This is a genomic window from Pararhizobium sp., from assembly GCF_035497515.1.
GTDB lineage: Bacteria > Pseudomonadota > Alphaproteobacteria > Rhizobiales > Rhizobiaceae > Pararhizobium.
The window spans coordinates 1-15,773 of record NZ_DATJDJ010000190.1; the positions used below are offsets into that span (position 1 = coordinate 1).

General features: G+C 62.1%; 13 protein-coding genes and 1 other RNA gene. 8 read left to right on the forward strand and 6 right to left on the reverse strand.

Annotation, left to right across the window (positions count from 1 at the left end; genetic code table 11):
• Together VL202_RS20225 and VL202_RS20230 are read right to left on the reverse strand one after the other, a co-directional pair.
• Nucleotides 1–639, reverse strand: a 639-nt coding sequence (locus VL202_RS20225) for an ATP-dependent helicase (protein ID WP_325465875.1), incomplete at its 3' end; no start/stop codon positions are given.
• A 103-nt stretch (nt 640–742) separates the two neighbouring features.
• A complete protein-coding gene (locus VL202_RS20230; RefSeq protein WP_325465876.1) occupies nt 743–1,153 on the reverse strand; it encodes a carboxymuconolactone decarboxylase family protein in 411 nt (136 codons plus the stop codon).
• A gap of 182 nt (nt 1,154–1,335) precedes the next feature.
• Between VL202_RS20230 and VL202_RS20235 the strand changes: the two genes are divergently transcribed.
• From VL202_RS20235 to VL202_RS20250, 4 genes are all read left to right on the forward strand, one after another.
• Nucleotides 1,336–2,559 (forward strand): efflux RND transporter periplasmic adaptor subunit, encoded by a 1,224-nt coding sequence (locus VL202_RS20235; protein WP_325465877.1) that lies wholly within the window; start codon nt 1,336–1,338, stop codon nt 2,557–2,559.
• Entirely contained in the window at nt 2,556–5,696 is a 3,141-nt protein-coding gene (locus VL202_RS20240; RefSeq protein ID WP_325465878.1) for an efflux RND transporter permease subunit, read from the forward strand. Before VL202_RS20235 ends, VL202_RS20240 begins: the two co-directional genes overlap by 4 nt.
• 235 nt (nt 5,697–5,931) lie before the next feature.
• The gene (locus VL202_RS20245; protein WP_325465879.1) at nt 5,932–7,341 is read left to right on the forward strand and encodes an FAD-binding oxidoreductase; all 1,410 of its coding nucleotides are present in this window, start codon (nt 5,932–5,934) and stop codon (nt 7,339–7,341) included.
• Nucleotides 7,342–7,532: 191 nt separating this feature from the next.
• Nucleotides 7,533–11,369: an AsmA family protein gene (locus tag VL202_RS20250; protein WP_325465880.1), complete on the forward strand. Its 3,837-nt coding sequence runs from the start codon at nt 7,533–7,535 to the stop codon at nt 11,367–11,369.
• 29 nt (nt 11,370–11,398) lie between these two features.
• Here the strand turns inward: VL202_RS20250 and VL202_RS20255 are convergent, their stop codons facing one another.
• The 4 genes from VL202_RS20255 to ssrA all read right to left on the reverse strand — a co-directional run bounded on the left by VL202_RS20255 (nt 11,399) and on the right by ssrA (nt 12,995).
• On the reverse strand, nt 11,399–11,617 hold the full coding sequence (locus tag VL202_RS20255) for a ribbon-helix-helix domain-containing protein (RefSeq protein ID WP_325465881.1): 219 nt from the start codon (nt 11,615–11,617) through the stop codon (nt 11,399–11,401).
• A 105-nt stretch (nt 11,618–11,722) separates the two neighbouring features.
• Complete coding sequence (locus VL202_RS20260) at nt 11,723–11,929, reverse strand: DUF4169 family protein (protein ID WP_325465882.1); 207 nt, start codon at nt 11,927–11,929, stop codon at nt 11,723–11,725.
• A gap of 23 nt (nt 11,930–11,952) precedes the next feature.
• On the reverse strand, nt 11,953–12,465 hold the full coding sequence (locus VL202_RS20265; RefSeq protein ID WP_325465887.1) for an SspB family protein: 513 nt from the start codon (nt 12,463–12,465) through the stop codon (nt 11,953–11,955).
• Between the two features lie 163 nt (nt 12,466–12,628).
• Nucleotides 12,629–12,995: a transfer-messenger RNA gene (gene ssrA, locus VL202_RS20270) on the reverse strand.
• A gap of 142 nt (nt 12,996–13,137) precedes the next feature.
• On the opposite strand from ssrA, the gene VL202_RS20275 reads away from it, so the two are divergent.
• The 4 genes from VL202_RS20275 to VL202_RS20290 all read left to right on the forward strand — a co-directional run bounded on the left by VL202_RS20275 (nt 13,138) and on the right by VL202_RS20290 (nt 15,649).
• Nucleotides 13,138–13,446 carry a DUF2853 family protein gene (locus tag VL202_RS20275; RefSeq protein WP_325465883.1) on the forward strand — a complete coding sequence of 103 codons (309 nt, stop codon included), beginning with the start codon at nt 13,138–13,140 and terminating at the stop codon, nt 13,444–13,446.
• Nucleotides 13,447–13,685: 239 nt separating this feature from the next.
• Nucleotides 13,686–14,480: a thymidylate synthase gene (locus VL202_RS20280; protein WP_325465884.1), complete on the forward strand. Its 795-nt coding sequence runs from the start codon at nt 13,686–13,688 to the stop codon at nt 14,478–14,480.
• A gap of 55 nt (nt 14,481–14,535) precedes the next feature.
• The gene (locus VL202_RS20285; RefSeq protein ID WP_325465885.1) at nt 14,536–15,141 is read left to right on the forward strand and encodes a glutathione S-transferase; all 606 of its coding nucleotides are present in this window, start codon (nt 14,536–14,538) and stop codon (nt 15,139–15,141) included.
• Nucleotides 15,134–15,649 (forward strand): dihydrofolate reductase, encoded by a 516-nt coding sequence (locus VL202_RS20290; protein WP_325465886.1) that lies wholly within the window; start codon nt 15,134–15,136, stop codon nt 15,647–15,649. The genes VL202_RS20285 and VL202_RS20290 overlap by 8 nt, the downstream gene beginning before the upstream one ends.
• Nucleotides 15,650–15,773: the final 124 nt, after the last annotated feature.

Consider the following 15,773-nt stretch of genomic DNA (forward strand, 5'->3'; position numbering starts at 1 on the left):
GCGGGCGTCGCCCTCGGGAATCTCGGCGGGGCCGAGGCCCTTGTTCTTCCAGCCGTCGATCAACTGGGCGAACTGCTTGGCCGGCCAGCGCTTGTCGTCGATCCCCTCCGCCTGGATCAACTGCTTGATCAGGCGCACGACATCATCGGTATCGAGGATGGTGAAGGAGGATTTGAGGCCCACCAGTTCGGCATGGCGGCGCAAGAGCTTGACGCCGATCGAATGGAAGGTGCCCATCCACGGCATGCCCTCGACCGCGCCGCCGACGAGAACGCCGACGCGCTCCTTCATCTCGCGGGCTGCCTTGTTGGTGAAGGTGACGGCGAGGATCTGGCTGGGGAAGGCTTTTGCCGAGGCGAGGATATGGGCGATGCGGGTGGTCAGCACGCGCGTCTTGCCGGTGCCGGCACCTGCGAGCACCAGAACGGGACCGTCGAGGGTTTCGACGGCGTCGCGCTGTTCGGGGTTCAGGCCGGAGAGATAATCGGGGGCGCGATGCTGGTCGCGGGCGGCCATGGCGCGCGCCGCGATGCCGCTGGCGGCGGGCGCTGGCGGCGCAGACTGGGGGCTCGCCCCGCGCGCACGACGCGGCGCCGGCTCCTCGTCGAAGAAGGGAATATCGTCAAAACCATTGCTCATGCGGCTCAATGTAGTGATTCGGAGCCGAAAGGCCAGAATTCCGTTCTGCTTTTATTCCGCAATGTCCAGCTTCTTCACTGTTTGCGTCGCCATTCCGCCGCGATCAGGGCCGATGATCGGCATCGAAGACGGCATCGACGGGTAGCTGCAGCGCCGTCGCCAACTGGTTGGTCTTGGCGGCGAGCGATATGACGCGCAAGAGATCGGCATGCTGCTCGGCGCTCATGCCCTTGGCTTTCGCCGCTGCCGTATGCGAGTGGGCGCAATAGGTGCAGCCATTGGTGACGGAGACGGCGATGTAGAGCATCTCCTTCACGAGCGGATCGAGGGCCGAGGGCGTCGCCATGACCGCCTTGACCTCGGCCCAGGTGCTTTCGAGCAGGCCGGGATCGAAGGTCAGGTAATGCCACATGTTGTTGATGAAGTCGGATTTGCGCGTAGTGCGGATGTCGTCGAAGACGGCCTTGACCCTCGGATCGGATTCGGCGGCGTCGTTGCGGGCGATGGTGCTCATGGAAGTTTCCTCGTCATTGGTATCCCTGGTGATCCGCATATTGGTCAAAACCGTCCTATTACAAATACGTAATGATGGCATTCTAGGATTGCCTGCAGTGCAGAAGCAGAGATAGTTGGGCAAAACAACGACCCCGTGCGCCGTTTTGGCCGGGAAGACGTCTTATCAATTTGGAGTCCTGCATGCGGCTTTGGAAGCAGCTTTTGACCTGCCTGGTCATTCTTCTCGTCGGTCTCGGCGTCTGGGTTCATTTCGTGCCGGGCGCGGGTGCAATGCTGGCCAAGGCCGGCGTGCCGCCGAGGCTGATCGCGCTTGTGGCCAAACCTGCTGGCGAGGCCAAGGACGGCGGCGGACAGGGCCAGGGCAGGGGGCAGGACCGTAACCAGGGCGGCGGTGGCGGAGCCCCGATCGTCGTCACCCAGCCGGTCGATATCGCCGTCGTCAATGACCGGTTGAACGCGATCGGCAATGGCGCGGCCATCCTGTCGGTCAACGTCACGCCGCTTGCGACCGGAAATCTCACCGAAGTGCTGGCGAAATCCGGCGACCGGATCAAAAAGGGGCAGGTGATTGCCCGCCTCGACAGCGACGAACAGGCGATCGCCGCGGCCCAGGCCAAGGTTGCCGTCGAGAGTGCGAAGGAAAAGGTCGAGCGCAATCGCAAGCTTGGTGGAGCCGTTTCGGTCGCCGTCCTGCGCGATGCCGAGTTCGCCATGCAGGCGGCGGAACTGGCGCTGAAGACGGCCGAACTGGACCTGAAGCGCCGCGATATCGTCGCGCCGTCCGGTGGTATCGTCGGCATCATCACCGTCAATCCCGGTGATTATATCACCACCTCGACGCCGATTGCCGTCGTCGACGATCGCTCGCAGATCCTCGTCGATTTCTGGGTGCCGGAGCGTTTTTCCAACAAGATCTCCGTCGGCCAGGATGTCTCGGCAACGGCCATCGCCCTGCCGACTTCCGAGCTGTCCGGCGTCATCGATTCCATCGACAACCGTGTCGATCAGGCAAGCCGGACGTTGCGCGTGCGGGCGCGAATCGACAATCCCGACGACGCATTGCGTGCCGGCATGTCCTTCTCGGTCGCAGTGCGTTTTGCCGGCGACCAGTATCCGACCGTCAATCCGCTGGCTGTCCAGTGGAGCGCCGATGGTTCCTATGTCTGGCGTGTTGAGGAAGAGAAGAGCCGGAAGGTGCCGGTCAAGATCATCCAGCGCAATTCCGACAAGGTGCTGGTCGATGCCGAACTTGCCAAGGGTGATGCCGTGGTGATGGAAGGCGTGCAGCGCTTGCGCGACGGCGGTGCGGTCAGGTTGGCCGAGCAGCAGGAGCGTCGCAACGGCAAGAAGCCGGCCACTGAATCCACCGAGCAGAAGGTTTCCGAGGCGGAGACGGCGAAATGAGCGGCGATGCGCATCATTCCGGTGCCGGCCGCACTGCCGGATTCACCGCATTGTTCATCCGCCGGCCGATCTTTGCGCTGGTGGTCAACACGCTGATCATCGTCGCCGGCCTTGCCGCGCTGAACGGCATCGAGATCCGCGAATTGCCGCAGGTCGATCAGCCGGTGGTTTCGGTCAACACGACGTTCGACGGCGCTTCGCCGGAAACGGTGGACCGCGAGCTGACCTCGGTGATCGAGGGCGCCGTGTCGCGCGTTCAGGGTATCAAGGATATTTCCTCGACCTCGCAATATGCCCAGAGCCGCGTCACGCTGCAATTTTCCGACACGACGGATATCGGCCAGGCATCCAACGACATCCGCGACGCGCTTGGCCGGGTGACGAACCAGCTGCCGGAGGATGCCGACGAGCCGCGCATCGTCAAGGCCGATGCCGACAGCCAGCCGATCATGCGGCTGGCGCTGACCTCCGACACGCTGTCGATGGAAGACCTGACGCTGCTCGCTGAAAACGAGATCACCGACCGGCTGGCGGCCGTCGAGGGCGTCGCCGATGTGCAGATCAACGGCGACCAGGAAAAGATCTTCCGGATCGACGTCAACCAGTCCAAGCTTGCCGGGCGAGGGATTACCATCGCCAACCTGCGCTCGTCGCTGGCCACTGCCTCTCTCGACGTTCCGGCGGGCTCGCTGACCAGCGTCAACCAGGATATTTCCGTTCGCGCCACGGCCGACCTGCAGACGCCTGAGCAGTTCGAAAATCTCATCCTGAGCGACAATGTGCGCCTCGGCGATATCGCGACCGTTACGCTTGGTCCGGATATCGGCACCTCCTCGCTGCGCTCCGACGGCCGGCAGGGCATCGGCCTCGGCATCATTCGCCAGGCGCAGTCCAACACGCTCGATATTTCACGCGGCGTCGCCGACACGGTGGCGACCATCGCGGAAATCCTGCCGAAGGGCACGCAGCTGAAGGTCACCAGTGACGACGCGGTATTCATCGACGGCGCCATTCACGAGGTGGAGATCGCGCTGGTCGCCTCGGTGGTCATCGTCACGCTCGTTATCTATCTCTTCCTGCTCGACTGGCGCGCAACGCTCATTCCGACGCTGACCATGCCGATCGCGCTGATCGGCACCTGCGCGGCGATCTATCTCGCCGGGTTCTCGATCAATATCCTGACGCTGCTGGCGATCGTGCTGGCAACCGGGCTGGTGGTGGACGATGCCATCGTGGTGCTTGAAAACATCGTGCGACGGCGCGGCGAGGGCATGGGGCCGCGGGCTGCCGCCGTGCTCGGAACGCTGGAAGTGTTCTTCGCCGTCATCGCCACGACCGCAACGCTGGCAGCCGTCTTCGTGCCGCTATCCTTCCTCCCCGGCCAGACGGGCGGGCTTTTCCGCGAATTCGGTTTCGTGCTGGCCTTTGCCATCCTGCTGTCGGCCTTCGTCTCGCTGACGCTTTGCCCGATGCTGGCCTCGCGCATGCTGAAACCGCATGACGAGAGGCATGGACACACGGGCGTGATGGGAAAGATCGGCGCATTCGCGGCGGCATTCTACCGCAGAACGCTGCGGGCCTGCCTCAATACGCCGGTGGTCGTCTTCATGGTGGCGATCATGGTGACGGCGGCCGGCGCCGGCGCGTTCACGTTACTGAAATCCGAGCTGACACCAACGGAGGACCGCTCGCGCATCCTTTTGCGCATCCAGGCCCAGCAGGGCGTCTCGCTCGAATATACCCAGGAACAGATGCGCCGGGTGGAAGACGGATTGAAGCCATTCGTCGACAATGGCGAGATTGCCAATGTGTTTTCGATTTCCGGTCAGGGTGGTTCGGTCAATACCGGCTTCATGGTCCTGACCCTTGCCCCCTGGGCTGACCGAGAGCGGACGCAGCAGCAGATTTCGGACGATATTGCCAAGATGGCCGCCAATATCCCCTCGATCCGCGCCTTTCCGATCCAGCCCAACAGCCTCGGCATTCGTGGCGCCGGCAACGGCTTGCAGGTGGCGCTGGTCGGCAACGACTATGCCAAGCTCGGGGACGCCGCCGACAAACTGGTGCGGCAAATGGAAGACAGCGGCCGTTTCGAGAATGTCCGGCTGAACTACGAAGCCAACCAGGCGCAGCTTTCCGTGACGATCGATCGCGAACGGGCGTCCGATCTCGGCATCGATATTGTCGGGCTGTCGTCGGCGCTGCAGGCGATGCTGGATGGCAACAGTGTTCTTGATGTCTATGTCGAGGGCGAATCCTATCCGGTCAAGCTCCTGTCGACCACCAACCCTGTCAACGATCCCACCGACCTTCAGAACATCTTCCTCAAGACCGGCGACGGCAAGATCGTGCCGATGTCGACGATCGCCAGCGTCGAGGAAAAGGCGGTTGCACCGCGATTGTCGCGGGAATCGCAGCTGCGCTCCGTGTCGCTTTCTGCGGGCCTGACCGCCGACATCGCCCTCGGAGACGCCCTGTCCATGGTCGAGCAGATGGCCGAGCCGCTTCTGCCGCCGGGGTCGCGCGTCGTGCCGCTGGCTGAAGCCGCGACGCTGAACGAGAACGCCAACGGACTGTTCATCACCTTCGGCTTCGCCATCGTCATCATCTTCCTGGTGCTGGCGGCGCAGTTCGAGAGCCTGATCAGCGGCCTGATCATCATGTCGACGGTACCGCTCGGGCTTGCCTGCGCCGTCTTTGCCATGCTGCTGACCGGCAATACGCTGAACATCTACAGCCAGATCGGACTGGTGCTGCTGGTCGGTATCATGGCCAAGAACGGTATCCTGATCGTTGAATTCGCCAACCAGTTGCGGGATCGCGGTGAAGATTTGCGGTCGGCGATCGAGAATGCGGCCAATATCCGCTTGCGCCCGGTGATGATGACGATGATCGCCACCATCGTCGGCGCGGTGCCGCTGGTGCTGGCCAGCGGTGCCGGTGCCGAAGCCCGTGTGGCGCTTGGCTGGGTGCTGGTCGGCGGGCTCGGTCTTGCGACCGTCGTGACGCTCTATCTGACTCCCGTCGCCTATCTCGTCATCGCGCGCTTCACCAAGCCGCATGTCGACGAGGAACGGCGCCTGCAACGCGAGATGCAGCACGCCGAGACGCTGCAATTGGCGGAAGCGGCCGAGTAGGCAGCACGGGCATTGTCTTTCGGCCGGCCGATGAAACAATCGGCCGGCTTTGGCTGTCTGTGGAAATTGTAGCGATTTCTGTCCTGTGTCCGGACTGTCTCACTCTGTCACAATTCTTTGCTAAACCCCGCATGTTACCGGTGAGGTTCTGGACAAAGTGATTCCGATTTGCACAGTAGCGCATTGAAATTTAAGAATTTCCGCGATGCATAGCGCGGCGGTTCGGGGAGGCCGGATGGCGTTGAAAGCGATTAAGACGGGTGTTCGCAACGAAACGGGTATTGCCGCCGCATTGCCGCTGCTGAGCGCGCGTTTCGGCAATCGTTTCCAGACCGGCGAGGCCATTCGCGCCCAGCACGCGCATTCGACGACCTATATTCCGGCGCAACTGCCGGACGCCGTCGTCTTTCCCGATAATACCGCCGAGGTCGAGGCGATCGTCGCGATTGCTGCCGAACATGGCGTGCCGTTGATTCCCTTCGGAACGGGCTCCTCGCTCGAGGGGCATATCAACGCGCCGCATGGCGGCATCAGCGTCGATATGAGCCGGATGGACAAGGTGCTCGAAGTCAATGCGTCGGATTTCGATTGCACGGTACAGCCCGGCATCACGCGCGAAGCCCTGAACGTCTATCTGCGCGACACAGGCCTGTTCTTTCCGATCGATCCTGGCGCCAATGCCTCGATCGGCGGCATGACGTCGACGCGTGCCTCGGGCACCAATGCGGTGCGTTACGGTACGATGAAGGACAATGTGCTGGCCGTCACCGCCGTGACCGCCGGGGCCAAGGAAATCCGCACCGCCCACCGCGCCAAGAAGTCGTCGGCCGGTTACGATCTCACCCGTCTCTTCGTCGGGGCGGAGGGCACGCTCGGCATCATCACCTCGATCACGCTGAGGCTGCAGGGTATTCCCGAAGTCATTGCCGGCGGCGTCTGTTCGTTTCCCTCGATCGGCGATGCCTGCAACACGGTGATCCTGACAATCCAGTCCGGTATTCCGGTGGCGCGGATCGAGCTGCTCGATGCGCTGCAGATGCGGGCGAGCAATGCCTATTCCGGCCTGTCGTTTCCCGAAGCCCCGGCTCTGTTCGTGGAGTTTCACGGAAGTGCCGAAAGCGTCGCGCTGCAGTCGAAGCAGTTTGCCGAGATTGCCGCTGAATTCGGCAGCTCCGAGTTTCGCTGGACGGCCAATACCGAGGAGCGCAATGCGCTGTGGAAGGCGCGGCACAATGCCTATTGGGCGCAGAAGAGCCTGGCGCCCGGGCTTGCGATCCTGTCGACTGATGTCTGCGTGCCGATCTCGCGGCTTGCCGACTGTGTCGAAGCGACGCAGGAAGACGTTCTTGCCAATGGCTTGATCGCTCCGATCGTCGGTCATGCCGGTGATGGGAACTTTCATGTCGGCCTGTTGTTTGATGACAAGGACGATGCCGATATCGCCAAAGCCGAAGCCTTCGTCGCCCGCCTCAACGAGCGGGCGCTGGCGATGGATGGCACCTGCACGGGCGAGCACGGCATCGGCCAGGGAAAGATGCCGTTTCTGGAGGCCGAGCTTGGCGATGCGCTGGATCTGATGCGGCAGGTAAAGCGGGCGATCGATCCCGGTAACATCTTCAATCCCGGCAAGATTTTTGCCATGTGAAAACGGTGTTCGGGTGCTACTGCATAATTTCATCCTTAAATCGATTCCGATTTAAGGATGAAATTATGCAGTATATTAAAAGCGTTACAGCGACCTTCGCGCGTCATATTTGATGCGCGGCGCTGTAGGGACTGGTGGCTGTCCGCCGCGGCGGCGCGTGCGGCAGAGACATGGGATAGGACTGGGAACTGGTGCTTTCGCGAATTCTGGCTTTCATCGGTGGTCTGCTGGTCGTGGCGCTGTTTGCGGCACTGATCGCACCGATGTTCGTGGACTGGACCGATTTTCGCAAGGATTTCGAGCGCGAGGCGAGCCGCATCATGGGCAAGCCCGTGGTCGTCCACGGCAGCGTCGATGCAAAGCTGATCCCGTTTCCCTCGGTAACCCTCAACGATGTCCGCGTCGGCCAGTCCGAGACCGGCGAGCCGCTGATCCAGGTCGAACATTTCTCGATGGACGCCGAACTGGCGCCCTTCCTCTCCGGTGAAGCACTGATCTTCGACATGCGGCTGGAACAGCCGAAGGCGAAGATTCGGCTGCTGCCGGATGGCACGCTCGATTGGGCGAGGGGCCGCAAGGCCTCGATCCCCGCCAAGAACGTCGTTCTGGAAAATGTCGCGATCACCGGCGGCCAGATCGATTTCATCGACGAGCAGACGGGGCGGACGCGCCGGGTCACCGGGCTAGAAGCGGATCTGTCCGCGCGCTCTTTGGGTGGCCCGTGGAAGATCGACGGGCGCGCAGCGCTCGACGGCGAGGCCGGCAGTTTTTCGTTTGCCAGTGGTGAGCCCGACAATACCGGGACGCTTGGCCTGCGCTCGCGTCTGACGCCTGACAAGCGCCCCTTCGGCGTCGAACTGGACGGCGACCTGAAGATCGTCGATTTCAAACCCGTCTATCAGGGCAGTTTCACGCTGACCGAAAACCGGCCGGCGGAAGCCCTGAAGGCGCAGGATCAGCAGTCGTCCGCCCCGCGTGTGACCGGCACCTTCGAACTGACCAACGAACGCATTCGGGTTCCCGAATTCCGGATGGAGATCGGCCCGAGGGACGACCCCTATCTCGTCACTGGCGAAGCGACACTCGACACCGGCAAGGAGCAGGAATTCCTGCTTCTGGCCGATGGCCAGCAGATCGATGTCAGCCGTATCGGCAATGCCGGCGAGGCGGGGAAGACGGGGCGTGATCCGGCCATTTCCGTGCGCCAGCGTCTTGCCGCGATGATGGCGATCGCCGCCGATATCCCGATTCCGCAGGTGCCGGGTCGCGCCAGCCTGAAACTGCCGGCGATCGTCATCGGCGACACGACCGTGCGCGACGTTCGGCTCGATCTGCGACCCGACAAGGCGGGATGGATGATCGACAATGCCGTCGCGCAATTGCCGGGACGCACGCAATTCGAGGCGAAGGGGCGGCTGCAGCTTAGCGGCCAGCGGGCGTTTCGCGGCGAAATGCTTGTCGCCTCCAACCAGCCGTCGGGCTTGGCGACCTGGCTTGCCGGTTCCGTCGATCCGGCGATCCGCAAGCTGAAGACCGCCGGCTTCTCGGCGACCGTCAATCTCACCGATACCTTGCAGCAATTCGAACGGCTGGAAGTGGCGGTCGGCCCTGCCGTACTGCGCGGGCGCATCGAGCGCCAGGCGCTGGACGGCGCGCCGCCCAGCCTGTCACTCCAGTTGAAGGGCAACCGGATCGATCTGGAAGCGCTGAGGGCGCTTGCCGGACTGGTGGCGGGCGATGCCTCGAACGAGACGGTTCTGGCGCATACGATCGCCGCCGACCTGTCGGCCGAACAATTCTCCGCCTTCGATGAGGACGCCAGCGATGTTCAGCTGGTGGCGACGCTGAAGAATGGCCAGTTGCAGGCCGAGCGCGTCTCGATCGGCAATCTGGCGGGTGCGCAGCTCGCCTTGTCGGGCCGCATGAGCGGTGACATGACCGCGCCCGTGATCTCGGCCAAGATGAAGCTCGCCTCTCCGGACCTGACGCCGTTTCTCCAGATGATCGAGCGTCATGCCGCAGCCCATCCGGCCTTGCAACGGCTTGTGCGCAGTGGTCCCTATTACACCGACGCGGCACTCGACCTGACCTTGTCGACCGGCAGCCAGGATGGCAAGGCGCCTGTGACCTTCGGTATCATCGGCACGGCCAACGGCACGCGCATCGCCGCCAACTATCAGGCTCCCAATATCGGCCAGGCCTTGAGCGGGCAGGGCATCTTGCTCGAGGCGACGCTCGAAAATCCGTCGACGCCGCTTCTGCTCGGGCAGGTGGGCTTCGATCCGCTGCCGTTCGACGCCGATGCCAATGCGCTGCTCTCGGTCAAGCTGCAGGGCACGGACGATCAGAAGGCCAATGCCGGCCTGACCTTCACGACAGAGCACACGTCGCTCTCCGCCAGCGGCGAGGTCGATCTGTCGCGCGATGCATTCCTCTCCGGCCAGGCGAAGATCAATCTGGAAAGCCAGGATTTCGAGCCCTTCCTGCTGTTGCAGGGCATCGGTCTGCCGCAGATGGGTACGGGCCTGCCGCTGGCGTTCAAGGCCGATGTGGCGACCACGCCGGATGCCGTGATCCTGTCGGGCATCGAAGGCAAGGCCGACGGCAACGCCTTTTCCGGGAGCTTCGCGCTCGACCGCAAGGTGTCGGGCAAGGCGACCGGGCAGATCGCGCTCGACACGCTGGATCTCGCCTGGATCGCCGAAAGCATTCTCGGTGGCGTGCAGCATGGCGCGACGGGCGATCTGTCGTCTGCGCCGGTGGTGCAGCCGGCCTGGTCGGGTTATGACGTGGCGCTCGACGTGACGGCCAAGCGCTTCTGGCCAGGCGTCTACGGCGCGATATCGGACATGACGGGCAAGCTTCTCTGGAAGGGCGACCAGATCGAACTGTCTTCGCTTGCCGGCGGCTGGCTGGGCGGCAAGGCGGAAGGCCGTTTGCTACTCGGCAATGGCGACGGCTCCGGCTTCTTCCAGACGCAGCTTGAATTGAAGGACGGCGATCTCGCTGCCGCTGCGTGGACGTCCAGTGGCGCGGCGGTTGCCGAAGGGCGCTTCGACCTGGCATTGTCCATGGAGGCTTCCGGCAAGACGGCGCGCGCCATGGCCGAATCGACCAGCGGTTCCGGCACCGCGACATTGCGGGATGTCACCATTCACGGACTGAACACAGCCGCCCTGCCGGACCTGATGGCCTCTGCTGACGCTCTTCAGGGCGATATCACGCCCGATGCGGTCCACCCCTTTGCCGAAAAAAGCATCCTGTCCGGCAACACGGTGCTCGGCACGGTCACGGTTCCCTTCTCGATCGCCGGCGGCACGCTGCGGGCGCAGAATGTCACGGCTGCAGATAATGCGGCGGGCCTGTCGGGCAATCTGGAGATCAGCTTTCCCGACGAGCGCATGACTGGAGGCATCGATGTCGATTTCCGTCCGGGCGAAGAGGCGCTGACCGGCGCGGAAGCCCAGGTCAGCCTCAACTATGCGGGACTGCTGCAATCGCCGGGCATGACGCTCGATGCGACCGACCTGTCGAATTTCCTGTCGCTGCGCGCCTTCGAGCGGGAACGCCGCCGCGTCGAGACGCTGCAGGCCAATGTGCTGGAAAAGCAGCGGCTGCGTCGCGAAGTCGCGCTCTACAGGGCCAATGCCATCGAGCGCGAGGCAGCACGTCTGCAGGCTCAGGAAGAGCAGCGCCGGCGCGAACTTGTCGCCAGGGAAGCCGCGCGCCAGAAGGCGGAAGCTCAGATGAGGGCGGCCGCGGAGCAGAAGGCAGCACAGGAAGCGGCAGCGGCGGCGGAGAAGGCCGCGGCGGAGGCCAAGGCTGCGGAAGGCGCACGAAAGGCCGAGGACGAAAAGAACCTCAACATCAAGCCATTCGATCCTTCGCAAGGCGTCATTCGCGGCGAGGACCTGTCGCCGCTGCAAGGCGGTGGCATTGAAGACCGGCCGAGCCAGGAACAGCAGGGTGGTACCGTACCCAACCAGCCGCTCAATTTTGACACGCTACCCGGCGTCACGCCGCAATAGCGTCGCCGAGCGATGCGTACCCGCCGACGCTACCGGCTTCCGTTCGATTTGATCCAGTCCAGCACATAGACCCTGAGGGCCGAGGAGAGATTGCTGTCGGCCGGGCGGCTATCGTCGATTTCGGCGATCAGCTGCGCCAGCGCCATCTCACGCGCGGCGGCGATCGATTTCAGTTCGATCCAGAAGGGTTCTTCCAGCGTGAAGCTGGTGCGATGGCCATGCAAGGTCGCGGAATGCTTGCGGATCATCGGCTGGCCTCAGAGACTGAATCAGCAGCCTTGCGGATTGATTCCGGTTTCGCGCCCAAGGTGCTGATTTCAGGAGGAATTGCTTGACCCGGGAACACGCGGCGATCAGCGCTCGTCGCCAGCTTCATCTTGCGTCGTCTCAAGGCGGCCCTGATCGAGCGCCTTCCTGGCCTTGTCGTTCAGTGTCTTGGTCAGCTGCTTTTCGGCCTTGGTGCGGCCGAACGAGATACGGTTCTGCTCGGCGGCCTTGTCCTTCTCCGTCCGCGCCTGCTGTTTGCGGAACTGACGGAGATTGACAATGTCGCCGGTCATGACGGGCACCCTTGAAACTGGTTTCAGTTCTTCTTGCGGAAGGAATCGAGCGAGATCACCGAGCCGCCTTCCTTCTTGCCATCGTCGCCGGTCTTGACCTCGGTTTCCGCCTCGGCGGGCTTGTCGACGGAAGAGACCGGGTAAGCGGTGATTTCAGCACCCTCGTCTTCTTCTGCCGAGGCAACATCGAATTCGAGTTCGAAATTGACCGACGGGTCATAGAAGCCGCGAATGGCGTTGAAGGGGATGACGAGCTTTTCCGGCGTGTCGGAGAAGGACAGGCCGATTTCGAACAGTGTTTCCGTGACCTTCAGGTCCCAGAACTGGTGTTGCACGACGATGGTCATCTGTTCGGCATATTTTGCCTTCAGGTGCTGCGAGATGCGTACACCCGGCGCGCCGGTCAGGAATGTGATGAAGAAGTGATGATCACCGGGCAGGGCACCTGTCGCTGCGACTTCAATCAGAACCTTGCGAATGACGCTGCGAAGGGCGTCCTGCGCGAGAATGTCGTAGCGGATATGGTCTTGGCCCATAAGATCCCCGTCTTTCTTGTCACTCAACTCTGTTACTCTTATGCCATCGGCCCTGTATGCAGGAAAGGCCTGATATACGAGTCATTTGCATCATCTATAGACCATTTCAAGGCATTGGAGAATGACAAACGACGGAACATGCCGGCAAGGTAAAGGGGAGGGAAGTGGAGGTTTCTGTTGCCAGGTACCTCCGAACCCCGCCTTACGGTGCGAACCGGAAGGACTTGATTTGAAGTGTCACACTGCGATTAAGCAGCGAGACGAGCTTCCGCATAGTTGTCGTTTGCAACTACAATTTTAGCCCGATAACGGTGGTACAATGCCGAGCAAAAAGTCGATCTTTACACCCTTGTCGATCCTATTTCGCCCCCATCAAAAGCCGGTCGGTACGTCGTTTCCGACCGGTTTTTGGTGGAGGCGCCGGGTACCGCCCCCGGGTCCAATAGGCTTATTTCATCGCCTGTTTATCGCCATAGCCGCCCGAAGACGGCAACTGTCATATAGGTCTTTCGATCATGCAAGAAAAGAGCCTTTTCAAAAATACGGGTATGTTTACCGTTTGCAGGGGCAGGATTGGCCTTGACTTGCTCGCCACGCGTGAAAAAACTCTGGTTGCGCACCATTCATCAGGAGCGGGGCGCGGCACAGAGTAAAACCAGGTGAGGAGACACCATGACGGATTATCTCGCGGATGTTCAGAAATACGACAGCGGCGCCGATGAAGCGGTCGTGAACAAGATCGTCAAACATCTTGGGATCGCGCTGCGCAACCGGGACTCTTCGCTGGTTTCCGCATCCGACAAGACCGAACTTGATCGGGTCAAGGAAAAGTGGTGCGGCAAGAAGCTCGGCGTCACCGGCGAGGATGCCGACGCGGCCGTTGAAGCCGCTGCCAAGACGATGGCCGGGGACCGGTCGAAGTCACGCGTGACCTTCTACTACCTGGTGGCGAAACACCTGGGCAAACTGGCGACGATCTAGGACCAACCGACATTCCGCCCATGCCGGCCTGCAAATGGTGCTTTCCCGTGCTTCCGGTGCTCACGTACCTTTAAGGACGCTGCGCTCCGTATTCCGGAAAATCACCATTTCGACTCGGCCTGAGCTGAATGGCGATTCGTCCTAAAGCCGAATCAAGCCTGGGGACACCCGGGATTTACGGATTGGTTCGCTGCCGACTTGCGCCTATTTTACCGCGGAAACGAATCGGCGGCGGACCCATGAAACAGTATCTCGACCTTTTGCGGCATGTGATGGAGACCGGGTCCGATCGTGGCGACCGCACCGGCACCGGCACGCGCTCCGTGTTCGGCCACCAGATGCGCTTCGATCTTTCCGAGGGCTTCCCGGTGCTGACGACCAAGAAGCTGCATCTGCGCTCCATCATCCACGAACTTCTCTGGTTCCTGAAGGGCGATACCAACATCGCCTATCTCAAGCAGCACGGCGTCAATATCTGGGACGAATGGGCCGACGAGAACGGTGATCTCGGCCCCGTCTACGGCTATCAGTGGCGCTCCTGGCCGACCCATGACGGGCGGCACCTCGACCAGATCGTCAACCTCGTCGAGGGCTTGAAGACCAATCCGAACTCGCGCCGCCACATCGTATCGGCCTGGAACCCGGCATTGGTGGACGAGATGGCACTGCCGCCCTGCCACTGTCTGTTCCAGTTCTATGTCGCCGACGGCCAGCTCTCCTGCCAGCTCTACCAGCGCTCCGCCGACATCTTCCTCGGCGTGCCCTTCAATATCGCCTCCTACGCGCTCTTGACGTTGATGGTGGCGCAGGTGACCGGGCTGCAGCCGGGGGATTTCATCCATACATTCGGTGACGCGCATATCTACAAGAACCATTTCGAGCAGGCGCGCCAGCAACTTGGCCGCTCGCCGAAGGCCTTGCCGAAAATGGTCTTGAACCCGCAGGTGAGGGATCTGTTTTCCTTTGAATTCGAAGATTTTGAGCTGGTTGGTTACGAAGCTGATTCACATATCAAGGCGCCGGTTTCGGTGTAATCTTTGCGCGCAGCGGCGATCGGGCGCCGGCGCCTGACCGGTTGGGGAGGACCGCATGCTGACACTCATTCACGCGCCGATGTCGCGATCGGGCCGCATGGTCTGGCTGCTGGAGGAACTTGGCGCCGAATACGACGTCCGCTATGTTTCGATCCGTCGCCGGGATGGTTCCGGTGCGCCCGACGACAACAACCCGCATCCTCACAAGCAGGTGCCGGCACTGCTGCACGACAAGGCGCTGATCACGGAATCGGCCGCGATCACGCTCTACCTGACCGACCTCTTTCCAAAGTCCGGGATGGGGCGGCCGCAAGGGCATGCCGAGCGCGGTGCCTATCTCTCCGGGCTTGCCTATTACGCCGGAGTGATAGAGCCGATGGGCACCGCCTTCGTCAGCGGGATGACGCAGAGCAACCCGAATCTTGAAAAGGGCTATCGAGACATGTGCCAGCATGTCACCAGCACGCTGGAGCGGCAGCCTTTTCTGCTCGGCGACAGGATCAGCGCGGTCGATCTTCTGCTCGGCGGCGCCCTGTCCTGGATGCGCAGGGTGCTGCCGGAAAGCGCTGGGGTCGACCGTTACCTGCAAACGCTCACCGCCCGCCCGGCGCTTGCCCGCGCTCGCGAAGTCGACAGCAAGCCGGATGGATTTCATGACTGATGCAAGGATCACCATCGTTGTCGCCGTCGCCGAAAACGGCGTCATCGGGCAGGAAGGCGGCCTGCCGTGGCATCTGCCCACCGATCTCAAACGCTTCAAGGCGCTGACGCTCGGAAGGCCGGTGATCATGGGCCGCAAGACCTGGGCATCGATCGGCCGGCCGCTGCCGGGCCGCCCCAACATCGTCATCAGCCGCGATCCGGATTTTCGGGCCGAGGGCGCAACGAGCGTGATCTCGCTGGACGAGGCGATCCTGCTCGGCAGGCAACAGGCGAAGGCCCTTAAGGTCGACGAAATCTGCATCATCGGTGGCGGCGAGATCTACCGGCTGGCTATCCGGGTGGCGGACGTTCTGCATGTCACCGAGGTCGGCGCCACCGTCGATGGCGATACGCGTTTTCCTGACATTGATCCGCTTGTGTTCGAAAAGAGCTTTTCCGAACCGCTGCCGCAGGGCGAAAAGGACAGCCACTCCATGCATTTCGCGACCTGGCGTCGCAAAAACTGAATCGGGTCAACTATTTTGCCGGATTTACGGTGAAGTTGGATGCGCCGCGTTGAAAGCATCCCGTCAGATACCTATAACGAGTTCACATCTCGGCCTGCGGCGCGTTCGCGGGTGCCTGATCTCG